At 66.7% G+C, this 21,914-nt stretch carries 22 protein-coding genes and 2 tRNA genes; 9 read left to right on the plus strand and 15 right to left on the minus strand.

The features are described from left to right. Nucleotides 1–106 precede the first annotated feature (106 nt). Nucleotides 107–1,744 (minus strand): cisplatin damage response ATP-dependent DNA ligase, encoded by a 1,638-nt coding sequence (locus tag AB4Z10_RS16565; RefSeq protein ID WP_441471476.1) that lies wholly within the window; start codon nucleotides 1,742–1,744, stop codon nucleotides 107–109. A gap of 113 nt (nucleotides 1,745–1,857) precedes the next feature. On the opposite strand from AB4Z10_RS16565, the gene AB4Z10_RS16570 reads away from it, so the two are divergent. Then, nucleotides 1,858–2,628, plus strand: a complete 771-nt coding sequence (locus AB4Z10_RS16570; RefSeq protein WP_441471477.1) for an SGNH/GDSL hydrolase family protein — start codon at nucleotides 1,858–1,860, stop codon at nucleotides 2,626–2,628. A 136-nt stretch (nucleotides 2,629–2,764) separates the two neighbouring features. On the opposite strand, the gene AB4Z10_RS16575 is transcribed toward AB4Z10_RS16570, so the two are convergent. Continuing rightward, the gene (locus AB4Z10_RS16575; RefSeq protein WP_441471478.1) at nucleotides 2,765–3,832 is read right to left on the minus strand and encodes a ligase-associated DNA damage response exonuclease; all 1,068 of its coding nucleotides are present in this window, start codon (nucleotides 3,830–3,832) and stop codon (nucleotides 2,765–2,767) included. Between the two features lie 23 nt (nucleotides 3,833–3,855). On the opposite strand from AB4Z10_RS16575, the gene AB4Z10_RS16580 reads away from it, so the two are divergent. Further along, the gene (locus AB4Z10_RS16580) at nucleotides 3,856–4,815 is read left to right on the plus strand and encodes a methyltransferase domain-containing protein (protein ID WP_441471479.1); all 960 of its coding nucleotides are present in this window, start codon (nucleotides 3,856–3,858) and stop codon (nucleotides 4,813–4,815) included. 38 nt (nucleotides 4,816–4,853) lie between these two features. Here AB4Z10_RS16580 and AB4Z10_RS16585 read toward each other — a convergent pair whose 3' ends face one another. After that, on the minus strand, nucleotides 4,854–5,657 hold the full coding sequence (locus tag AB4Z10_RS16585; protein WP_441471480.1) for a YqhA family protein: 804 nt from the start codon (nucleotides 5,655–5,657) through the stop codon (nucleotides 4,854–4,856). 104 nt (nucleotides 5,658–5,761) lie between these two features. Here AB4Z10_RS16585 and AB4Z10_RS16590 point away from each other — a divergent pair, with 104 nt between their 5' ends. The 3 genes from AB4Z10_RS16590 (at nucleotide 5,762) to AB4Z10_RS16600 (ending at nucleotide 9,151) form a co-directional block, all read left to right on the plus strand. Continuing rightward, complete coding sequence (locus AB4Z10_RS16590) at nucleotides 5,762–8,248, plus strand: ligase-associated DNA damage response DEXH box helicase (RefSeq protein WP_441471481.1); 2,487 nt, start codon at nucleotides 5,762–5,764, stop codon at nucleotides 8,246–8,248. Next, nucleotides 8,245–8,964: a ligase-associated DNA damage response endonuclease PdeM gene (pdeM, locus tag AB4Z10_RS16595; RefSeq protein ID WP_441471482.1), complete on the plus strand. Its 720-nt coding sequence runs from the start codon at nucleotides 8,245–8,247 to the stop codon at nucleotides 8,962–8,964. Before AB4Z10_RS16590 ends, pdeM begins: the two co-directional genes overlap by 4 nt. Before the next feature lie 112 nt (nucleotides 8,965–9,076). Next, nucleotides 9,077–9,151 (plus strand) — tRNA-Thr (locus tag AB4Z10_RS16600). A gap of 276 nt (nucleotides 9,152–9,427) precedes the next feature. Here AB4Z10_RS16600 and AB4Z10_RS16605 read toward each other — a convergent pair. Further along, nucleotides 9,428–9,691 (minus strand): PilZ domain-containing protein, encoded by a 264-nt coding sequence (locus AB4Z10_RS16605; protein ID WP_441471483.1) that lies wholly within the window; start codon nucleotides 9,689–9,691, stop codon nucleotides 9,428–9,430. A 382-nt stretch (nucleotides 9,692–10,073) separates the two neighbouring features. Then, entirely contained in the window at nucleotides 10,074–11,009 is a 936-nt protein-coding gene (locus tag AB4Z10_RS16610) for a VOC family protein (protein WP_441471484.1), read from the minus strand. A 408-nt stretch (nucleotides 11,010–11,417) separates the two neighbouring features. Between AB4Z10_RS16610 and AB4Z10_RS16615 the strand changes: the two genes are divergently transcribed. Further along, nucleotides 11,418–11,492 (plus strand) — tRNA-Gly (locus tag AB4Z10_RS16615). Nucleotides 11,493–11,737: 245 nt separating this feature from the next. Then, nucleotides 11,738–12,127, plus strand: a complete 390-nt coding sequence (locus tag AB4Z10_RS16620) for a RidA family protein (RefSeq protein ID WP_441471485.1) — start codon at nucleotides 11,738–11,740, stop codon at nucleotides 12,125–12,127. A gap of 121 nt (nucleotides 12,128–12,248) precedes the next feature. Here AB4Z10_RS16620 and AB4Z10_RS16625 read toward each other — a convergent pair whose 3' ends face one another. The 7 genes from AB4Z10_RS16625 to AB4Z10_RS16655 form a co-directional block, all read right to left on the minus strand. Continuing rightward, nucleotides 12,249–12,722 (minus strand): nucleoside deaminase, encoded by a 474-nt coding sequence (locus tag AB4Z10_RS16625; protein WP_441471486.1) that lies wholly within the window; start codon nucleotides 12,720–12,722, stop codon nucleotides 12,249–12,251. 11 nt (nucleotides 12,723–12,733) lie between these two features. After that, nucleotides 12,734–13,327, minus strand: coding sequence for an ankyrin repeat domain-containing protein (locus tag AB4Z10_RS16630; RefSeq protein WP_441471587.1), 594 nt, complete (start codon nucleotides 13,325–13,327; stop codon nucleotides 12,734–12,736). A 184-nt stretch (nucleotides 13,328–13,511) separates the two neighbouring features. Continuing rightward, complete coding sequence (locus tag AB4Z10_RS16635) at nucleotides 13,512–14,450, minus strand: DMT family transporter (RefSeq protein ID WP_441471487.1); 939 nt, start codon at nucleotides 14,448–14,450, stop codon at nucleotides 13,512–13,514. Nucleotides 14,451–14,508: 58 nt separating this feature from the next. After that, a complete protein-coding gene (locus tag AB4Z10_RS16640) occupies nucleotides 14,509–15,798 on the minus strand; it encodes an ArgE/DapE family deacylase (RefSeq protein WP_441471488.1) in 1,290 nt (429 codons plus the stop codon). A gap of 179 nt (nucleotides 15,799–15,977) precedes the next feature. Next, nucleotides 15,978–16,151, minus strand: a complete 174-nt coding sequence (locus tag AB4Z10_RS16645; protein ID WP_441471590.1) for a hypothetical protein — start codon at nucleotides 16,149–16,151, stop codon at nucleotides 15,978–15,980. Nucleotides 16,152–16,246: 95 nt separating this feature from the next. Then, nucleotides 16,247–17,041 (minus strand): bestrophin-like domain, encoded by a 795-nt coding sequence (locus AB4Z10_RS16650; RefSeq protein ID WP_441471489.1) that lies wholly within the window; start codon nucleotides 17,039–17,041, stop codon nucleotides 16,247–16,249. A gap of 116 nt (nucleotides 17,042–17,157) precedes the next feature. Continuing rightward, nucleotides 17,158–17,763 carry a helix-turn-helix transcriptional regulator gene (locus AB4Z10_RS16655; protein ID WP_441471490.1) on the minus strand — a complete coding sequence of 202 codons (606 nt, stop codon included), beginning with the start codon at nucleotides 17,761–17,763 and terminating at the stop codon, nucleotides 17,158–17,160. Nucleotides 17,764–17,902: 139 nt separating this feature from the next. Here AB4Z10_RS16655 and AB4Z10_RS16660 point away from each other — a divergent pair, with 139 nt between their 5' ends. After that, nucleotides 17,903–18,766 (plus strand): PfkB family carbohydrate kinase, encoded by an 864-nt coding sequence (locus tag AB4Z10_RS16660; RefSeq protein WP_441471491.1) that lies wholly within the window; start codon nucleotides 17,903–17,905, stop codon nucleotides 18,764–18,766. A 143-nt stretch (nucleotides 18,767–18,909) separates the two neighbouring features. Continuing rightward, nucleotides 18,910–20,034, plus strand: coding sequence for a helix-turn-helix transcriptional regulator (locus tag AB4Z10_RS16665; RefSeq protein WP_441471492.1), 1,125 nt, complete (start codon nucleotides 18,910–18,912; stop codon nucleotides 20,032–20,034). A gap of 141 nt (nucleotides 20,035–20,175) precedes the next feature. Here the strand turns inward: AB4Z10_RS16665 and AB4Z10_RS16670 are convergent, their stop codons facing one another. The 3 genes from AB4Z10_RS16670 to AB4Z10_RS16680 are packed head-to-tail and all read right to left on the minus strand — an operon-like array spanning nucleotide 20,176 to nucleotide 21,899. Further along, entirely contained in the window at nucleotides 20,176–21,300 is a 1,125-nt protein-coding gene (locus AB4Z10_RS16670) for an anhydro-N-acetylmuramic acid kinase (protein WP_441471493.1), read from the minus strand. Next, a complete protein-coding gene (locus AB4Z10_RS16675) occupies nucleotides 21,297–21,608 on the minus strand; it encodes a DUF1330 domain-containing protein (protein ID WP_441471494.1) in 312 nt (103 codons plus the stop codon). Before AB4Z10_RS16675 ends, AB4Z10_RS16670 begins: the two co-directional genes overlap by 4 nt. 3 nt (nucleotides 21,609–21,611) lie before the next feature. Further along, on the minus strand, nucleotides 21,612–21,899 hold the full coding sequence (locus AB4Z10_RS16680) for a DUF1330 domain-containing protein (protein ID WP_441471495.1): 288 nt from the start codon (nucleotides 21,897–21,899) through the stop codon (nucleotides 21,612–21,614). Nucleotides 21,900–21,914: the final 15 nt, after the last annotated feature.

The raw sequence follows: 21,914 nt of genomic DNA on the forward strand, positions 1-21,914 counted from the left end.
TCGCATTCCACGTTTCGGGCCGACGCTCTTTTCGGCCCGGACATTTTGCCTCAGGCGAGGAAGGGATCACAAGCACCCTGAGCGCAAGGCCGCAACCCATTGCGCCTCAGCCATTGGTCGGCAACAGCGCTTCCAGCACCTCGATACGGTCAGCCTCGTGCGGCGGCTTGTCCCAGCGGATGCGGCTGATCCGGGGAAAGCGCATGGCGAGCCCCGATTTGTGGCGCGTCGAGCGCTGCAGCCCCTCGAATGCAACCTCGAAGACGAGGCCGGCCTGCGCTTCATGCGTGACCTCGCGGACGGGGCCGAAGCGGTTCACCGTGTTCTTGCGGACATATTTGTCGAGTTCGATGAGTTCCTCGTCGGTGAAGCCGAAATAGGCCTTGCCGACCGGCACCAGCTCCTCGCCGCCTTCCTCGCCCACGCGCCAGACGCCGAAAGTGTAGTCCGAATAGAAGGAGGAGCGCTTGCCGTGGCCGCGCTGGGCATACATCAGCACGCAATCGACCAGCCGCGCATCGCGCTTCCACTTCCACCAGTAGCCCTTGGGGCGGCCGGGCAGATAAGCGGAGTCGCGGCGCTTAATCATGCAGCCTTCGACCGCCGCGGCATCGGCACCAGCGCCGGCCGAAGCCGGATCGGCACGAGCCGACGTCAGTTCTTCCCATGAAGCGAAGCCAATCAGCGGCGAAAGATCGAAGCGCACGCTGGCGAGCCGCGACAGGAAGGCGTCGAGGCGCTTCCGCCGCTCCTGGAAGGGCAGATGGCGGATGTCCTCCTCGCCGTCGACGAGCAGATCGTAGACGCGGATATGCGCCGGGAACTCGCCCAGCATCTTCGCGGTGACGGTCTTGCGGTTCAGGCGCTGCTGCAGCGTGTTGAAGCTCTGGACCGCGCTCTCGCGCATCACCAGCAACTCGCCGTCGAGCGCGCCGTCCTGCGTCAACTCCTCGACGAGATCAGGGAATGCGGCGGCAATATCCTCTCCGGTGCGCGAATAGAGCCGCGTGATGCGCGCACCGTCCGCCTTGCGACCGCTGACCGCCTGGACGCGGATGCCGTCCCATTTCCATTCGGCTGAGAATTCGGCCGGGGCGAGCTTGTCGAAATCGCCGTCCTCGATTGGGTGCGAGAGCATGACCGGGCGGAACGGCGCCGGATCGCGCGCCTCCGGCCGCGCTCCCCTGCCCTCCAGCCAGGCGAAGAGCTCGGCATAGGGCGGCTCCAACCCGTGCCAGACCTGCTCGACTTCGTCGGCCGGCACGCCGCCGAGGCTCGCGGCCGCCGTCTTGGCGAGGCGAGCCGAGACGCCGATGCGGAGCGCGCCGGTGATGAGCTTGAGCAGCGCCCAACGGCCGGTTTCGTCGAGCGCGTCGAGCCAGGAAGCAATGAGGCGCGGCAGATCGGTCTTGCCGGCCTCGCGCAGGCTCTCGACCACCTCGGGCAGATGCGGCACCGCATTGGCACCATGCCGGGCCGGCCACATCAGCGCGACCGTCTCCGAGAGGTCGCCGACATAATCATAGGATAGCGCGAACAGGATGGGATCGGTGCGCTCGGCGATCAGTGCGCGGATCAGCCCCGCCTTGGCATTGCGGAAGACGAGCCCGCCCGTCATCGCCGCCAGCGCATAGCCGCGATCGGGATCGGGCGTGGTGCGCAAATAATCCGCGATCAGCGCCAGCTTCGCGTTGCGGCGCGGCTCGTAGGCGAGGCGATCAAGCAGCCAGGCGAAGCGGTTCATGCTGTCGCACCCGCGCCACACTGCGCCCGTTTGGATTTGTTGCAGCGCATCGTTCAGATACCGTTCATGAAGCAAACCTTAACGGCAGCAGGGTAGCCAGGAGATAGACGCCGATGCGTGCCGCGATGCGGTTCCTTGCCTTGCCTGTCATCGCTGCAACGCTTTCGACCGGAGCCCCCGCACAGGCGGCGAGCTTCTCCTGCCGCGAGACGCCGATCGTACGCTCGAACGCGACGCTGGTGCCGCTCTCCGCCAAGGTCGCGCAGGGCCAGCCGCTCGCGATCCTCGCCATCGGCTCCTCCTCGACCGAGGGCGTGGGCGCCAGCGCCAAGGACAAGACCTATCCCGCGCGCCTGCAGGCGCTGCTGACAAGCGCCTGGCCGAAGTCCCAGATCGAAATCGTCAATGCCGGCATCGGCGGAGAGACCGCGCCGCAGACGCTGGCGCGGCTCAAGGCCGCGCTGGCGGCACGCCGCTACGACCTCGTGATCTGGCAGGTCGGCACCAACGACGCCGTCACCGGCGGTGACCTCGACGCCTTCAGGACGATGGTCGCCGACGGCATCGCGATGGTGCGCGATGCCGGCCCGGCGCTCGCCATCCTCGATCCGCAATTCTTCCCCTCCGTCCGCGATCCGCAGCGCTATGGCGCCTATGTCGAGGCGGTCGGCGATGTCGCCCGGCGCGAGGCCGTGCCCGTCTTCGCCCGCTATGCGGCGATGCGCGAATGGCAGCGCACCGACGCCGAGGCGTTCAAGGCCGCGCTGTGGACGGATGGCTTCCACATGAGCGATGTCGGCTATGACTGCCTCGCCCGCGACATGGCGAACGCCATGGTCGGCATGGCCGCGCCGTCGCACCCGGTCGTCGCGTCGTCGCGATAAACCCTCCATCCGGCCCTCATCCTGAGAGGCGCTTCGCAGAAGCGTGTCTCGAAGGATGCTCCAAAGATCGCTGGAGCATCCTGGAGCATCCTTCGAGACGCCGCTGCGCGGCTCCTCAGGATGATGGCTGGTATCGTCAAACCGCCGCATCGGCCGCCTCCACGACCGGATCGGCCTCGCCCTCGTCGCCATAGCCGACGAGGTGCAGCGGCTTGGCCTTCAACCCCGCCGTGCCGCACCAGTGGACGAGGGCATCGGCCTCGCCATGGGTGACCCAGATCTCCCCGGCTTGAACCTCCTTGATCGTCGCCAGCAGATCGTCCCAATCGGCATGGTCGGAGACGACGAGCGGCAGCTCGACGCCCTTCTGCCGCGCCCGGGCGCGGATGCGCATCCAGCCGGAGGCGAAGGCGGTGACAGGGTCCGGGAAGCGGCGCGCCCAGAGATCCTGCGTCGCGCTCGGCGGGCAGATGACGATCTCGCCGCCCAGCGTCTTGCGATCGGTGTCGGCGACCAGCTTGATTTCGCCGAGCGGAATGCCTTCCGATTGATAGAACGCGGTGATCTTCTCGACCGCGCCGTGAATATAGATCGGCCGCTCGTAGCCGGCCTCGCGGATCAGCGCCATGACGCGCTGCGCCTTCCCCAGCGAATAGGCGCCGACGATATGCGTCCGCTCCGGGAAGAGCCTGACCGATTCCAGCAGCTTGGCCACCTCCCCCGCCGCCGGCGGATGGCGGAAGACCGGCAGGCCGAAGGTCGCCTCGGTGATGAAGACATCGCAAGGCACGGCCTCGAAGGGCGCGCAGGTGGGGTCGCGCTCGCGCTTGTAGTCGCCGGAGGCAACGATACGCAGCCCCCGGCCCTCGACCGCGATCTGGGCCGAGCCAAGGACATGACCGGCCGGCACGAAGCGAAACTCGACCTCGCCGATGCGGATGGCTTCGCCGGGCGCCGCCACCTGCTGCGTGCCGGCGAAGCCCTCGCCATAGCGCAGCGCCATGATGGCCAGCGTCTCGCGCGTAGCCAGCACGGCGCCGTGGCCGGCGCGGGCATGGTCGGAATGGCCATGAGTGATCAGCGCCCGGGCTACGGGGCGGACCGGGTCGATATGGATGTCGGCCGGCGGGCAGTAGAGACCGGCCGGCGTCGGCAGCAGCAATTCGGAGGGGCGCCAGCCGGCGCTTTGTCTGGCCAGCGTCACACTCCTCGGCTACATCGGTCGGTATGACCGATACAGGCTCGACCACGCATTTCGCCAGCTCCGGCGACCCCGTGCTCGACCGCCGCTATGGCTGGGCCGAGGCTGCGCTGAAGGACGGGGATGCGCAAGCGGCCGTCGAGATTCTCGACCAGACGCTGTCGCAGGCCTATCACTTCACCGCCGCCTGGCATCTCTACGGGCTCGCGCAGGAGGCGCTCGGCCATAAGGAGGACGCTGCCACGGCCTGGCGGCAATGCCTCGATCTCGACCCGAACGATCATTTCGGCGCGCGGCTCGACCTCGCTCGCATCGGCGCGATGCCCGCCGAGCAGGCGACCTCGGAGAACTTCTCCGGCGCGCTCTTCGACGCCTATGCCGACCGCTTCGACAGCCATCTCACCGAAACCCTGCAATACACTGCGCCCGCCCTCCTGAAGGCGGCGCTGGTCCGCTGCTGCAGCAACGCCGGCCGCCCCTTCCGGTTCGACACGGTCTACGATCTCGGCTGCGGCACCGGATTGATGGGCGAGGCGATCCACGAGCAGAGCGGCTTCCTCGCCGGCTGCGATCTCTCGCCGCGCATGATCGAGCGGGCGCGAGCCAAGACAGCGCCCGACGGGATGCCGCTCTACGACAAGCTCGCGGTCGCGGGGCTGACGAGCTTCCTCGCCAGCCGGCCGGACGCATCGGCAGATCTCGTGGTCGCTGCCGACGTCTTCGTCTATCTCGGCGAGCTCGCGCCCTGCTTCAGCCAGAGCGCGCGCGTGCTGGAGCCGGGCGGCCTGCTCGCCTTCACGGTGCAGACGCATCCCGGCGAGGGCGTGGTCGTCGGTGAAGACAGGCGGTTCGCGCATGCGGAGAGCTGGTTACTGCAAAGACTGGGTGAGGCGGGGCTTGTCCCCCTACTCGTCGAGCCCGCCAGCACACGGCAGGATCGCGGCGCGCCGGTGCCGGGGCTGCTGGTCGTGGCGGAGCGGCGGTAAAGGAAGGTCCGCCATGGGTCGTTCGCGGACCGCTGGCTCTAATGCCTTGGCGGTTCAATCTCTCCGACACGGTCTGCGATCGCCATGAGCAGCATGGTGAGCGCAAAGCCCAACATGATCGCAATGAGCCATCCGAGCTTTGTACTATCCGCGCTGTTCTCAATATCCAGGAACCACTCCAGAACATTCACCGCCGCTATGGCTACGATGGATGCAAGCAGCCTTTGCTTGAGGCCCGAGAAGCCTACGTTTGCCAGACTGGTCGGCCAGGCAGGACGTTGCTGTATATTGATGGGTGCCAAGAAATTCTCGTAACTCGAGCAAATCACGATCACGATCAGATTCGCCGTCAGGGCGATGTCGACGAGCTTCAGACTGCCAACAATGATTTCGGACGGGTCTGAAACCTGTGCTCGCATGAAAAAATCGAACAGCTTGAGCGCGAAATTGAAGAGCAGCGCCGCGAGGGTGAGTATCAGGCCAAGGAGAAATGGAGCAAGGAACCAACGAGAATTTGCAATGATTGCTTCGAGCGTCAAGCGCAAGCGATCCATGACGAACTCCCTGCGGCTTCTGACCCCGGGCGGAGTATGCGAAGGCTCAAATTGCCAGAATTGCCCGGTCACGCCAATCACAAGGTAATTGGCAATGGAATTGCGGCCGTCAGGGTCACCACGCTTGTAACAGCACTCACGAGCCAGCATGCAGCTGGCGAGGAATTTTTGACCTCGTGTGGCCGAGCGCTTTGGAAACAAATGCTCCCGCTGCCCGGAATCGGCCAGCCTGCCAAACGGCCCGTAACTGGGCCTTCTCCGAGCCCGCTCCGGGTCGGAACCAGCCATTCCGGCCTCTCCAAGTGAACCAGCGCAAGCTTCGCTGCCAGTAGCGGCGATGGCCTCTTTATTCCCCTTTCGTTCTCTCGCGCCGCACCCTATCTTCGGCCGGCATGGCCGCCCTCTCCCCGCTCCCTCCCACCTTCGAGGCCTGGTTCACCGGGCGCGGCTGGAACGTGCGTCCGCATCAGCTCGCGCTGCTGGAGGAGGCTCGTGCCGGGCGCTCGACGCTTCTGGTCGCACCGACCGGCGCCGGCAAGACGCTCGCCGGCTTCCTGCCCTCGCTGGTCGAGCTAGCGGAGCGCGAGGGCAGGCATGACGGGCTGCATACGCTCTATATCTCGCCGCTCAAGGCGCTCGCGGTCGACATCGCCCGCAATCTCGAAGCTCCCGTGCGCGAGATGGGGCTGCCGATCACCATCGAGACCCGCACCGGCGACACCTCCGCCGCCAAGCGGACGCGCCAGATCCAGCGCCCGCCCGACATCCTGCTGACGACGCCGGAGCAGCTCGCGCTGCTGGTCTCGCATCGCGATGCCGTGCCCTTCTTCGCAAACCTGCGCCGCATCGTACTCGACGAACTGCACGCGCTCGTCACGTCCAAGCGCGGCGACCTGCTCTCGCTCGATCTCGCGCGGCTGAAGGCGCTGGCGCCGCAGGTCTCGGCCGTCGGCCTCTCCGCGACCGTGCGCGAGCCCGCCGATCTGCAGCGCTATCTCGGCGGCACCGAGACGCCGGCCGGACTCGTCACCGTCGCGGGTGGCGCCAAGCCGCGCATCGGCATCCTCGATACGCAGCGGCGCCTGCCGATCGCCGGCCACACCACGCTGCATGCGATGGCCGAGGTCTATGACGCCATCCGCAGCCACAAGCTGACCCTCGTCTTCGTAAACACCCGCATGCAGGCGGAATTCGCCTTCCAGGCGCTGTGGAATCTCAACGACGACAACCTGCCGATCGCACTGCATCACGGCTCGCTCGACGCGCAGCAGCGCCGCAAGGTCGAGGCCGCGATGGCGGCAGGCCGGCTCAAGGCCGTGGTCTGCACCGCGACGCTCGACCTGGGCATCGACTGGGGCGATGTCGACCTCGTCGTCAATCTCGGCGCACCGAAAGGAGCGAGCCGACTGATCCAGCGCATCGGCCGCTCCAACCACCGCATGGACGAGCCCTCGGAAGCCCTTTTGGTCCCTTCCAATCGCTTCGAGCTGCTGGAATGCCGCGCGGCATTGGAGGCCGTCCACGAAGCCGCCCAGGACACCCCACCGCCGCGCATCGGCGCGCTCGACGTCCTCGCCCAGCATGTGCTCGGCGTCGCCTGTTCGGACGGCTTCGATGCCGACGCGCTCTACGAAGAAGTTCGAACCGCCTCCCCTTATGCCGATCTCGTCCGCGAAGATTTCGACGCCGTCGTCAATTTCGTCGCGACCGGCGGCTATGCGCTGAAGAGCTATGAGCGCTTCGCCAAGCTGCGGCAGGACAAGACCGGGCTCTGGCGCGCCAGCAACGCCAGCGTCATCCAGCAATACCGCATGAATGTCGGCACCATCGTCGAGGCCACCATGCTGAAGGTCCGGCTCGGCCGGGCGCGCGGCGGAAAGCCCGGCCAGCCCGGCATGATCACGCGTGGCGGGCGCGTGCTCGGCGAGATCGAGGAGTATTTCGCCGAGACCATGGTGCCGGGCGACACCTTCGTCTTCGCCGGCGAGGTCTTGCGCTTCGAGGGCATCGTCGAGAATGAGGCCGTCTGCTCGCGCGCTGCCGCCGGGACCGATCCCAAGATCCCGTCCTATGACGGCGGCAAGTTCCCGCTCTCGACCTTCCTGGCCGCCCGCGTGCGCGCCATACTGGCCTCGCCCGGCCTCTGGCGCACGCTGCCGGAGGAGGTTGCAGCCTGGCTGCAGGCGCAGAAGCAGAAGTCGCGCCTGCCCAAGCCGGGCGAGCTTCTGGTGGAGACCTTCCCGCGCGGCGGGCGCTTCTATCTCGTCGCCTATCCCTTCGAGGGCCGCCTCGCCCATCAGACCCTCGGCATGCTGCTGACGCGGCGGCTGGAGCGCGCCCGCATGCGCCCGCTCGGCTTCGTCTGCAACGATTACGGCATGGCCTGCTGGACGCTCGGCGACATGACCGCCGCCATCGCGCGCGGCGCGCTCGATCTCGACGAGCTCTTCGCGCAGGACATGCTCGGCGACGACCTCGAGGACTGGATGGCGGAATCGGCGCTGATGAAGCGCACCTTCCGTTCCTGCGCGATCATCGGCGGGCTGATCGAGCGGCGCTATCCGGGCCAGGAGAAGAGCGGCCGGCAGGTGACGATCTCGACCGACCTCGTCTATGACGTGCTGCGCCGGCACGAGCCCGACCATATCCTGCTCAAGGCCGCACGCGCCGATGCGGCGACGGGCCTGCTCGACATTCGCCGGCTGGGTGAGATGCTGACACGAATCAGCGGCCGAATCGTCCATCAGCCGCTCGACCATGTCTCGCCGCTCGGCGTCTCGGTGATGCTCGAGATCGGGCGCGAAGCGGTTTTTGGCGAGGCGGCCGACGAGATCCTGGCGGAGGCGGAGGCGATGTTGACCGAAGAGGCGATGGCGTGACGGTTGCCACTACAGGGCTGGACCGAGCGCTGTCGAAAGCGAACGAAGCCTTCATGCTGGGCCGGCTCGCGCTCGTGCCCGATCTCTCCGGCGCGCTCTGGCTGCCGGACGAGCGCACGCTGGTCGTCGCCGATCTGCATCTGGAGAAGGGCTCCGCCTATGCCGCGCGCGGCGTGATGCTGCCGCCCTATGATTCGACAGCGACGCTGACCGCCCTCGCCGCAGTGGTGCGGCGCCATCAGCCGGCGCGGCTCATCGCACTCGGTGACAGCTTCCACGACCGCGAGGCCGAAGCCAGGCTCGCCCCCGCAACGCTCGCCTCGCTGCGCGAATTGCAACAGGGCCGCGACTGGCTCTGGATCACCGGCAACCACGACCCGGCGATCAGCCGCGCCATGGGCGGCGAGAGCGCCGAGTCGATCATGCTGTCCGGCGTAGTGCTCCGCCATGAGCCGGACAGCGCCGCGGCCGGGCTCGAAATCGCCGGCCACCTCCACCCGACCGCGAAAGTGCGGATGCGTGGACGGGCCTTGAGGCGCCGCTGCTTCGCCTTGTCGTCGCGCCGCTGCGTGATGCCGGCGATGGGCGCGTATGCCGGCGGCCTCAATCTGCGCGACGTCGCCTTCCGGCCGCTGTTCCGCGAGGGCCTGAGCGCCCATCTCTTAGGCGACGGCCGAGTTTTCCAGATCGATCCACGATTATTGCTGCCGGATTGAGAGAGCGGGTTGCGCCCGCCCCGCGCTTGTGGCATCAGGGCGCCGCTTCGGAACGACGCCAGCGCCCGCAACCGCCTCAGAGCGACCGCGACGCGCACCGGCCGCCGGACCTGCTGCGGTAGCTCAGTGGTAGAGCACTCCATTGGTAATGGAGAGGTCGAGAGTTCAATCCTCTCTCGCAGCACCAGTCTCAAGCATCTGAAATTCGAAAAATCGTTGCGCCGCTGGGGTTGGCACACACGCCCTGCCGCACGGAGGCGGGTCACATGGCATTTCGCGTGGCCAATCCTCAGGCATCGCTTCGGACCAAGGATCCACGCAACGCGAGCGCGGGCGAGGTCAGCGTGAACGGATGGCCATGCCCGGCTCGCAGCCGTGTCCTACCGGACGCGAAGTGGCGATCCATCACTTTGCTTAAGCTTCGGACTTCTCCGAAAAGTGGATTTCACTTTTCAGTCCGACTCTAGCCGGCAGCCAGCTTCGCGAAGGCGATCCCGATTGAGGTGTGATCCTGCCACATCACCTGCGCAACGCGTTCGGGCCCGGTAAGCGCCGAGGTCAACCGAATCTCTCCTGCCAACTCCACACCCGCCGGTACGCGGAGCTTGGCTCCTCCGTCCGATATGTCACGGATGATGCAGCTGTAGGTGACCCCGCTGCTTGTCCGGATCTTGGCCGTTTCCACCAACCGTCGACGTTCGGAGCGGCGAGTCTGGGATGTCGTCATGGCCGGGCTGATATCAGGGCGATCGTTCTTCAGGGATGAATTCGTTTGTTTGAATTCGATTCATGCAGCCTGACCCCGTCCTTTTCCGCCAGCGGTTTCGGCGGCGCCGATCGATGACAAGAGGCCGTTGCCAGCGCCCCTTCCTCGCACAAAGCAACAGCGCATTGCAGCAGGAATCGGCTTCGGCTCCTGAAAGATCTGCACGGGTCGGCCCGACATGCGCCGGCAGGATCGTGGCCTGCGGCGCCACACGGTACCGGAGCGATGGAAAATCCGCCTTTCGGCGTCAGCCCTACCCGCAATGCCATCGCGAGATGCCGGATCTCACACCCGCGAGCTGGCCGAAGGCACGCGTTCGTTCGGGCATCACCGACCAACGGAGCTAGCTGAACTGATCCAGCGGCGGCAGGATGCGGAGCAACTCCTCCTGCCGATCCTGCAAGCCCGGGGGAAAGATCAGTCGCGTCCCCAGGTTCTCGCGCGTCTCGTCGATCAGAAAGCCCGGACTGTCCGTCGAGACTTCGATCAGCAATCCGTCAGGGCCGCGAAAGTAGATCGAGCGAAAATAATGGCGGTCCTTAATCGGGCTGGCGCTGATTCCGACGCGCTCCTTGAGGGCTTCGGACATGGCGGCCAGATCAGCCTCGTCCCTCGCTCGGAAGGCGACATGATGGATCGCTCCCGCTCCGAGTCTGGGGCGTTGCCGGTCGTTCCGCCGATGCAGACAAATCCACCCACCCGCATCATCGTGCGCGGAGAATTCGATCCAATCGGCTTCGCGCCGCATTTCGGCGAAACCCAGAACTTCGGTGAGAATCCGTGTCATCAGCTCCGTCCCGCGGATGCTCAATGACACGCCGCGGAGCGCGCGGAGGGCGAAAGCCGGAGGGATATCAGGCAGCGACCAGGTCGCCGCGGAGGCAAGCTCGGAAGCAACCAGCGCCAGAGGTGCGTGATCGGGATCCTCAAAGCTCAGTTGGGGGGCTCCACCCGGCGCCCGCTCGCGTCGGAACGGGACGCCGGAGGCAATAAGGCGCCTTTCCCACCAGGTGACCGCCTCCGGTCCAATGGCGAAGGATATATGCTCGCCGCCGTCTGGCCGCTCGCTCGCCGCGGCCGCGCTCAACCAAGCAAAAAATGAAAGGCTGCTTCCCGGCGCGCCGTCCGCATTGCCGTAGATGAGGTGATAGGCGCCCGGATCCTCGTGTGTCACCGTCCGCTTTACCAAGCGGAGGCCGAGTACCCGCGTATAGAAATCGAGGTTGCGCAACGCATCCGTGGCGATTGCCGTGACATGATGCAATCCCCGCCCGGTCATGCCGGCGATCCTCCGCCAGAATGGTGTCGCTTTTCAAAAGCCCGGGTCCGGTTGTGGCTTGATATCCCGTCCGTCGCCCGCATGGGGATCCGAAGGCACTTTCTGGCGGACGTCTTGGACAATGGCGCGGTCATTTGGACGGGAGCGTCGGAAACTCCCCTTCGTTGGAAGATGCTAGCCCGAAACCGTCGAATGGCTCAATCGGATCGGTATTCCTGCGCGGCCTTCCGACCCACAAGGCGCCTGCATCGGTCGCTATGAGCCACGATACGGCAGCGCCGGCTATTGATTTCTTCCCGGTTTGGAGCGCACGCGACTCCGTGCCGCAGAATGCGGGATGACACGGGGTTTGCAAGACGCTAAGAACGCTTCGCTGCGACGCGTCGGGTCTCGACCGCAAGACAGCACGCGGGCGTAGTTCAGTGGTAGAACGTCAGCTTCCCAAGCTGAATGTCGTCGGTTCGATCCCGATCGCCCGCTCCAAATTCCCTCGAATTTTCAGCTTGATGTGGCGGTTCTACCGCCAAATTCCCGTTCGGCGGCAGCTCAGCTCGCCCGAAGCGCGACTCGCGCCTGCACGACTTTACGGCTCTGACCGACCGCCCCGCGCGAGTAACGCGCTGCCCCCAAGTCTCTCGTTCGTTCCGCCCGGGGAATTCCGAGCCGGCGCGTAAAGATGATCTCCACCTTTTGCCACCACATGGCGGGACAGGACGGAGGAGACCGCCATGCCCAAGCGCATCATTTCATCGGACAAGGTCTGCAAGGGCAGGCTGCCCTTCGCGCAGGCGACCGTGGCCGGCGATTTCATGTTCGTCTGCTGCGTCGGCACCAACCGGGACGGCAAGCTCGCCATCGGCGATCCGCGGCGCCAGACCCAGCAATGCATCGACAACATCAAGGCGTTGCTGGAGGAAGCCGGCGGCAGCCTCGCCGATGTCGTGAAGTGCACAGTCTATGTCACCGACCGGGCCTATTGGGAGCCGATGAACGAGGTCTACTTCGCCAATTTCGCCGAGGCCTCGCCGCACCGCGTCTCCTGCATCGTCAACGGCCTCGGCTCGCCCGATTGCATCGTCGAGATCGACGCCACCGCCTATCTCGGCGACAAGGTCTGACGCTGCCGGCAGCAGGCGAACAACGGTTCAAGGCGCTCTGCGCCTTGATCGGAAGCGCTCTGGCATGGATCCCGGATCAAGCCGGGGATGACCGCGCGGGGCCACGCGATAACAATGCAGCCTAGCTCGCTGCGGTCTGGTGCTGCTTCCACGCCGCATAGAGATCAGACCCATCGTCGAGACGGACGGGCACATAGCTGATCTTCATCGACTGCTCGGCGAAAGGCCTCGCCAGATCGGCATAGATTGCCGCGGTGGAAAGCCCATACGGCGCCCCGTCATCGTTGGAGTAGGCATAGTAGACTTCGCCTACGCCGGCGAGCCGCATCGCCGCCATGCACATCGGGCAGGGATGGCCGCTGGCATAGACCGCGCAGCCCGCAAGGTTCGGCGAGCCCAGCTTGCGGCTCGCCGCGCGCAGCGCCGTCAGCTCGGCATGGGCGGTGGGGTCGTTGGTGGCGATGATCTCGTTGACGCCGGTGGCAACCACCTCGCCGCCCCGCACCACGACGGCTCCGAATGGACGGCCGCCCTTCTCGATATTGGCCCTGGCGAGTTCGATCGCCTCGCAAAGGAAACGCTGGGCCTGACTCATGATCGACCTCTTCACCGGGCGCCGGCGGCGCGCAGAATCTGCTCGATCTTGGCGTAGCCGCGGCTGCGCGCGTGCTGGAGCGGGGTGACACCGTCGCGATCTGCGAGGTTCACATTCGCCCCGGCGGCGATCAGATCCTTGACGATCTGCTGATGCGCCTGCCCACCGTCGCTGAGGATGATCGCCTCGAGCAGCCCGGTCCAGCCGAGATTGTTGACGTGGTCGACGTCGACACCGGCGGCGATCAGGGTGCGGACCGTCTCGACATGGCCGCGCTCGCAGGCCGGGATCAGGGCCGTGCCGCCGTAGCGGTTGGTGCTCCTGAGGTCAGCGCCATGCACCAGCGTCAGCTTCAGGATGGCGAGGTGGCCGCGCGCCCCGGCATAGAGATAGGGGCTGTCGTTGATCGCGTCCTTGGCGTTCACATTTGCACCGGCCTCGATCAGCGCCTGGGCCGCGCTGACGTGGTTCTCATGGGCCGCGACCAGCAGCGCAGTGCGCCCGCGCGCATCGCGCGTATCGATGGCAGCACCTTCCGAGAGAAGGCGCTTGATCGTGGCGACGTCGTCACGCGCCGCGGCGGCATGAAGGCTGGTGTCGGTCATGGTCTGTCCGATGGTTCGCTGCGGGCAGAAGGCCAGCAGAAGAAGGATGAAGGCGATGATCGGCGACGATCTGGACAATCACGGACCTCCTTGGTGCCCTGCCTCAGATAAGAACGGCGCCGCCCATCCGAAAATGAAATATCCGGATGCTCTCCAGTGGGCTTTCGAATGAACACGCGAGCCGTCAAGCACGGTGGGCAGTCGGGCGCTGCCGGCGGGGGACCATGATCGCCCCCGAGGCCGCGACCACCAGAGCAAGGCCGAGCCAGTCGGTCGATGTGGGCCGCTCGCCCAGCAGCAACACCGAGCCGAGCACGCCGACTGCAGGGACCATCAGCGTGCCGAGGCTGGCGATGCCCGCCGGCAGACGTGCCACTACCGTGAACCAGAGGAAATAGGCGAGCGCCTGCGCGCCGATGATGTGGAAGCTCAGAGCCGCCACCACGCGCGGCGACAGCAGCTTCGGCACGGGCAGCCCCTCGAAGGCGAGCATGCCGATGCCGGCCACGAGCCCGCCGATCAGCAATTGCCAGGCGGCGATGGCGAGCGCCGGAGCCGAGACCGGCCAGCGCTTGGTCACGATCGTACCCAGCGCCCAGCTCACCGCCGCGAGCAGCGCCAGCATCAGGCCGAAGGAGAGTTGCCCGGCCGCGATCAGCGGCAGGCCGAGACAGAGCAGGCCGGCTATGCCGAAAGCGAGACCGGCGAGGCGCCGGCCGTCGAAAGCCTCACCCAGCACGAGGCGGGCGAGCAGCGTCGCCCAGATCGGCATGGTGAAGGTCAGGATCGCGGCACGCGAGGTCGGCGCCGCGAGCTGCGCGAAGGCGAGCAGCACATTGAAGGCGGCGATCGAGAGGATGCCGGCAACGACGAGGCGCAGCCACTGTCCACGCGGCACGGCGAGCGGAACGCCGCGCGCCAGCGCCACCGCGACGAGGACGAGTCCGGCGAAGCTCATGCCGGCGGCGCGCAACGTCCAGGGCGCGATCTCGGTCAGCGAGATGCGAACCGCGGGCCAGTTGAAGCCCCAGAGTAGCCCGAGCAGCGGGACGAGCAGCAGCGCCCGGCTGGACCGCACGGCGTCCTCCGGGACGCCCGGCGCTCCAGTTCCTTGTTTCAGCATCGTATTCTCCGAAAGCCGGTGTCCACTTTTCGGCCGGATGCTCCGAGCGCCGGCGCGCTCAAGCGTCAATGCTTTCGAGGCCGCACCATTCGGCGACGAAGAGCGCCATGGTGCCGGTGATGCGCTTCAGCGAAGCGAGGCTGACGCGCTCGTCGAAGGCGTGGACGTTCTCCGAAACCGGGCCGTAGCAGAGCGCCGGCACCTTGTCGTAGAGCGCGTAGACGCGGGTATCGAGATAGGCCGCCGTCATGAAGCTCTTCAGCGGCTTGCCGGTCGCGGCGGTGTGGGCGTTCGCCAGCACGCCCTCGGCATCGCTGCCGGGCTCCAGCACATAGCCCTGCGCGTAGAAGCCGTTGAAGCTGACGCGCGGCGGATTATTGGCTAGGAACCTGTCGCCGCGGGAGAAAGCCAGCACGCAGGCCCCGATACGCTTCGCCGTCTCCTCGGCGCTCACGCCGGGATAGATGCCGATGCGACAATCGAGCCGGCACCAGCACGGAACGGAGGAAGCCCAGTCGCCACCCTCGATCTTGCCGATATTGAGGTTGATCGGGTGCGCGATATCCTCGAAATGCGCCCGCCCTGCCTTCTCGCGGTTGAGCTCCTCCTCGAGCCCTCGCAAGGCGCCGACGACGCGATAGGCCGCGTCGATGGCATTGGCGCCGGCGCCCATCTCGCGCACATGCACCGGCTTGCCGCGCACCTCGACCTGGAACCAGAGCACGCCGACATTGGCACGCACCAGCATCTCCCCTTCCGGCTCCGGGATCAGCACGGCATCGGCCTTGTAGCCACGCAGATGCGTCATCAACGCGCCGTTTCCGGTGGATTCCTCCTCGACCACCGACTGGACGTAGACGCTCGCGGCCGGCTGCATGCCGATGCGCCGGAGCGCATCGAGGCAAGCGAGGTTCGCCGCGTGCCCCGCCTTCATGTCGGCGGCACCACGGCCATACATCCAGTCGCCGTCGATCACGGGATCGAAGGGCGGATGGGTCCATTGGTCGGCCGGGCCGGTCGGCACCACGTCGATATGGGCCTGGAGAATCAGCGACCGCCCCTTCTCCGCGCGTGGGTGATGAATGCCGACGACGATGGGGGCATCGGAATGCGTGTCGGAGAACGGCGCGCCACCGGGATGGGCCGCGATCGCCTCGCGGTCCATGGCGAAACGGTCCATGGTCAGGCCCCGCTGCTTCATGGCGCGGAAGATGAAGTCCTGGACCGTATGCTCCTGGCCGCGCACCGAGCCGAAGCGGACGAGGTCCTGCGTGTAGGCGACCTGCTTGTCGAAGCCCGCCTCGACGGCGGCGAGGATCTTGTCGCGAAGGGCGGCGTCGAGAGGCATGGGCAGGCTCCGAGGAAAGGCAAGGTCGGCTGTCACGCTCGGCGCTCCTCCCGAGGAGCCGCGCCGCGGCGTCTCGAAGGATGCTCCAGCGCATTCTGGAAGATCCTTCGAGACGCCGCCTGACGGCTACCGCTCAGGATGAGGGCCGACGATACGAGACGCGACGCAACCTGCGTCAATTAGTGCCTGAAGCGCCCGCCGCCCGGCACTGCCGCCAGCAACTGCCGCGTATACTCGTGCTGCGGGTCGGCGAAGAGCGCCGCCGTCGGGCGGCTCTCGACGAGGCCGGGCCGGGCTTGAATGTCGTTGACCAGCGCCTTCGCCTGCTTCGCGTCGAAGGCGCATTTCGGCACATCGCCCGATGTAGAACGTGATCTTCGACAAGACCGGACCGGCCGCAGCTTGCCAAGGCCACGTCCTCCCCCAATTCGCGGTCGGCCTCGCGGATTCAGCGGGTCATTCCCGCCAGGGCATCGCGCATCGCCGCGCTCGGGATGCCGAACAAGCCGTCATAATGCGTCTCGAGATCGCTGATCACGAACATCACCGTCGAGATCGAGATGACCCCGATCCCCAGCACGATCGCGGCCACGCGCTTGCGCGGCGTCTGCAGGCCGAAGCTCAGGAACACGAGCATCAGCCAGAAGGTCAGAACGCTCGTGAAAAGCGGCGAGACCGGCCCATGCACGTCCTCGATCACGGCCCAGCGCCGCTGCTGCAACTGCAAAAAGGCCGAGCGGCATTCGGCCGCGATGTTGGCGCGGAGCGTGTCGGAAGACGCCAAGCCGTTGATCGCCCGCCCGATGCGGTTGAGCAGGGCACCGAGGGAAGGATCGGCACCCTCGCGCGCCATGACGGACGTGTCGGGGTAGGACATGCCCGCGGGCTTCGGCTCCTGCGGCCAGGTGCTGGCGATGACCGCCGCAGTGTAGCTGCGCAGGTCGAGGTGTATCGGCTCCGCCTCCGGCCCGTAGTTGCGCAGGCACTCGCCGAGCTGGGCGAGCTGGGCAGCGTCGGCGTTGCGGTCGCGATAGGCCTTGTCGAAGCTTGCCTTCACGTTCGAGAGCTGAACGCTGAGCACCAGCGCGGCAAAGGTGACGAGCAGGCTCGTCACCAGCCGCAGCGCCTCCATGGTGCGCTCAGGGAGATTTTCCTCTGACAACCAGCCGCGCAATTTCATGCCGAGAATCGCGCTTGCGCTCAACAGAGCGCAAAAGGTGAAGGCTGCAACGGTCTCGGGCATGGCCGCGGTCGCTCCCGGCAAAGTGCGGGCATACGCACGCTGCTTCACAGGGCTTACGATGATGAGCGGTGTCAATATCCGCTGACGATCAAACTGCCGACGCGCGCGGAACTCGCTCAGCGCGCATCCTCGACATAGGTGGCGACGAAGCGGACAAGCTCGCTCTGCCGGGCCGTTCCGGTCTTGGTGAAGAGGCGCTGGAGGTGCGTGCGCGCCGTCGTCGGCGCGATGCCGAGCCTCCTCGCCGCGACGATCGTGTCGAGCCCCTCGACGATGAGCGCCAGCATGCGCTCTTCCGTCGGCGTCAGCCCGCAGGCTTCACTGACCTGAGCGACGTTCCGCTCCATGGCGCTTTCGGGGTCGTCGACGGTCAGGACGAAGAGGTCGATGCCCGCCAGATGCACGGCATCGATCGCGACCTGCCGTCCGCAGCGCAGCGCCAGCGGCAGCCGCATCTCGCCGAGCGCGCTGCCGCCGCGGCAGCGCTTCATCCAGACCTGAAGCCGCGCCATGAAAGCCTTGTCGCAGGCGGTGAAGCGATCCGTGTCACCCAACCCGTTCCGGGCGAGAGCGGCCGCGCCGCGATTGCTGAAGCGCATGTTCAGGCCGGCATCGATGACGAAGACGGGTTTCGACGCCGCATCCGCCGCTTCCGGAGCCACCCGTCGTGACGGCAACGGCGTAAAGCCCGCCCTGCCGATGACCGAAACATGGAATGACATCGCAACATCCATCCCTGCAATCCATGGCTCGCCGCGCATACGTATGGAGACAGTTCCAGTACGTGCTTCGGTTTCCATTCGTCGCACCGGGGATGAAACCGGTTCAAAGTCTCTCAGATATGGACCGGGATTGGACCTCATGCCGGCGGCTGCGCGCCCGCTCGAATCAGACCTTCAGCGCCAGCCGGTAGGTATAGGTGTCACCGCGGAAAAGGCCTTCGACATATTCGAGCATGACGCCATCCGCGCCGTAGCTGCCAGCTTCGCGCCGACGGCCCTCGTGCGCGCCGATCTGCCGGAGGCGATGCTCGTGCGCATCGACGGGCAGACCGGGAGCGGCGTCGCCTTCATCGACGCGGCCGGCGAGACCAGCCTCGCCATCGCTCCGGGGGCCAATCTCGCCCTTTCGGAGGCGCATGTCCGGGCAAAGGCCAACGCGATCGAAGGAGCCGCCCTCGTGGCCGCGCAATTCGAGATCGCTGACGCGCCCATCCGCGAGGCCTTCGCCCTGGCCCATCGGGCGGGTGTGCCAACCCTGCTCAACCCCTCGCCTTTCCGGACGGTGCCGGAGGACGTCGTGGGCTCGACCTCGGTTCTCATCGTCAACGAAACCGAGGCACGCAGCCTGGCGGCGACGTTCGGCTGGCAGGACGTGGACATCGCCACGCCGGAGCGCTTCGTCGCGGAACTCGGCCCGGCGATCCTGAAACGCGGCCCAAGGCTCGCCGTGCTGACCCGCGGCGCAGCCGGCGCCATAGCGGTCGCGGCAGATGAGCCGCCTGTCGTGCAGCCAAGTTTCCCGGTCGATACGGTCGACGCCCTCGGCGCCGGCGATGCCTTCGCTGCGACGCTCGGCGTCCGCCTGGCCGAGGGCGCCACGCTCTCCGAGGCGCTACGTGACGCTGCAGCCGCGGGCGCGCTGACGACGACGCGGCACGGCGTCGTCGATGCCCTCCCGACAGCCGCGGACATCAGCGCGCTGACCCGGAACCGATCCGGCTGAGGCAGCTGGCGGCACCCGTTAAGGATTGGATTGTTTATGGACTTTTCCCGGACACTCCATGCTGCTACCCTTCCGATCTCAGGATCATGTCCAGCCCATGACCGTCGGGGGCCTTCATGGCGCGTCCGGATGTCGATACCGTCATGTCTGCGATCGACCGACTTCTGATCGGCGCGATTGACGAGGAACAGATGCCGAGCGCCGCAGAGACGATGCGGCAGCTCTTCGACGGCTCGGATGCCTGCTTCGCCAGCTTCGGCCCCTACCCCGAGGATCGGATCGCCTACCCGGCGAACCCCAACCCGTCGAACCCTAATCCGTCCTGGCAGGAGTACTGCAGCGAACTGGCGCCGGGCCTGATCGAGATGGGCGAGATCTTGCGCGGTATTCCGCTCGGCGTCGTCTATCGGGATCACGACGCCGCCGGCACGGCCCCCCTGCGGCGCCCGCGGGCCGGTCAGAGCTGGTTCCCCCTGGCTGACGCTCATGACGGCATGTCCTGCCGCCTTGCGGAGAAAGGACAGACCTTCTGGTTTTTCGATGTCCGGCGCGACAGCAGCCAGGAGCGTTTCGACGACGCCGATGCGTCCTTGCTCCGCCGGCTCTATCCGGTGCTGCGGCGCGTGGCGGAACTGCGCCGCCATATCGGCCGCGTCACGATCCAGCGCGACGAGGCGCGCGGCGCGCTCGACCGCCTCGCCCTTGGTATCGCGATCCTCGATGCGGAGATGCGGATTTCCTATGCCAATGAGGGCGCCGACGAAATCCTGGCCGAGCCGGACGGGCCGATCGGGTTGCGTCAGGGGCGCCTCTACGCCCGTCAGCCGGGCGACCAGCGCCGGCTTCGGCAGCTGATCGACGGCGCGCTGCACTGCGCTCGCGACCCGCTCGCAAACCATCAGGCGAGCATGATCCTGCATGGCGGCGACGGCGGTCATTCGCTTTCGGCCTGCGTCATGCCTGCGGCGCCCTCCCCGGCGCTCCACCGGCAACATGGTCTGGTCATGATCGCGCTCAGGCGCCTCGAGACGGCGACCGACATCATCGCCTGCGCGCGCCAGCTCTTTGATTTGACCGATACCGAAGCCAAGTTTGCGTCCGCCCTGGCAAGCGGATTGTCTCTGACGGAAGCGGCCGTAGCCCAGGGCGTGCGAATCTCGACCGCCCGCACGCATTTGGCGCGGATCTTCCAGAAGACCAACACCCGCCAGCAAAGCCAGCTCGTCTCGCTGCTGCGCAGCGCGGTGCTGCCCCTTCAGCCGCGCTGAGTTCGGCCTCTACCGGGCAGAGCCGACCTGCCAACGCCCCTCCGAGCGACGAAGCTCCCTCTCGCCGCTCACCCGGCGCAAATGTAGGCAGAGCTCGCTCGGCGCCTCATCCTTCAAATGACGGAGGCATGACAGCCATGCTCAATTACGCGCTATGGGCCGGTGAAGCTCGCCTCCCGTCATCGGCAGCGGCACACCCGTCGTGGAGGGCAGGCTGAGTGGCAGACCCTTGACCGAACGGATCGCGAAATAGGCGAAGATCTGCGCTTCGAGCGCATCGCCGTCCCACCCTACAACCTCGACAGGGTCGACGGGCACGCCGAGCCGCTGACCGAGCCGCGCCATGAAATGCCGGTTCAGCCGCCCGCCGCCGCCGACGAGCCAGCGCTTGGGCGCGCGCGGCACATGGCGCAGCGCCGCCACGATGCTCTCGACGGTGAAGGCCGCCAGCGTCGCTGCGCCATCGGCATCCGAGAGCCCCTCGACAACCTGGGCGCGGCGATGGAAATCGTTGCGATCGAGCGACTTCGGCGCCGGCCGGTCGAAGAAGGGATTGGCCATGAAGCTGGCCACCAGGTCGACATGAATGCGCCCGCTCGCCGCCAGCATGCCGTCGGCATCATAGGGGCGGCCGAGCCGGCGCAGGACGAAATCATCGAGAATCGCGCTCGCCGGGCCGGTATCGAAGGCGATGACGGTTTCGCCGTCGATATAGGTGACGTTCCCCACGCCGCCGAGATTCAGCACCATCACCGGCTGCCCCAGCCGCTGCGCCAGGGCGCGGTGATAGAGCGGCGCGAAGGGCGCCCCCTCGCCGCCGGCCGCAACATCGGCATGGCGGAAGCGGTCGACGGCGGGGATGCCGAGCGCATCGGCCACCGCCTGCCCGTCGATGAGCTGCCGGGTGAAGCGCCGTTCCGGCCGATGGTAGATCGTCTGGCCATGCAGACCGACGAGATCGAGATCCGACCAGCCGAGGTTCTGGTCGGCAACGTAACTGCGGATGGCGGCGAGATGGTCGGCCGTCACCGCGGCTTCGAGCGCGACGAGCGGCTCGGCCGAGGCGCGCTCGGCATCGGCGATGACGGCCTGCAGCGCGCGGCGCGTCTCGTCGCGATAGGGATAGGAGACGCCCGCCCCGAAAGCGACGGCATCGCGCCCGTCGCTCGTCACCAGCGACACGTCGATGGCGTCCATCGAAGTGCCGCTGATCACGCCGATGGCGGTCAGCGTCTCGCGTGCGAGATCGCGTTCAGGCGAACTCATTCGCCCGGCTGCGGGCCTTCATAGCCGCCGATGATGATGAGGTCGGACTTGCCGGCGGCGCTCAGATGCTTCATCGCCTCCTGGTATTCCGGCGAGGCGTAGCAGGCGCGCGCCGTCGCCTCGTCCTTGAACTCGATGACGACGTTGTGCTTGCGGCCTTCGCCGCGGGCGAGCTTATACTCGCCGCCGCGGACGAGGAACTTCGCGCCGTATTTGGCGAAGGCTACGGCGTTCAGCGAACGATAGCGGGCATAGGCCTCCTCGTTCTCGACATCGACGCGCGCGACCCAATAGCCCTTGGCGGCCATGGCTCAGATCCCCTCGACGGCGACGAGATCGATCTCGCCGGCGCCCTCGCGCAGCTTGCGAGCCTCCGCATATTCCGGCGAGAAGAGATAGGCCCTGGCCGTCTCGAAATCCTTGAACTCGATGACGACGTTGCGGGCGCGCCCCTCACCCTCGCCGACCGTCATCTGCCCGCCGCGCACGACCGGCACGCCGCCGAACTGCTTGATCACTTCGGTGGAACGAGCGGCATAGGCCCCCCATTTGGTGGCGTCGGTGACCTTGGCGCGGCCGATGACATATCCCTTGGGCATGGTGCAATCCGTTGG

The sequence above is a fragment of the Allobosea sp. RAF48 genome, from assembly GCF_052114025.1.
Lineage (GTDB): Bacteria > Pseudomonadota > Alphaproteobacteria > Rhizobiales > Beijerinckiaceae > Allobosea.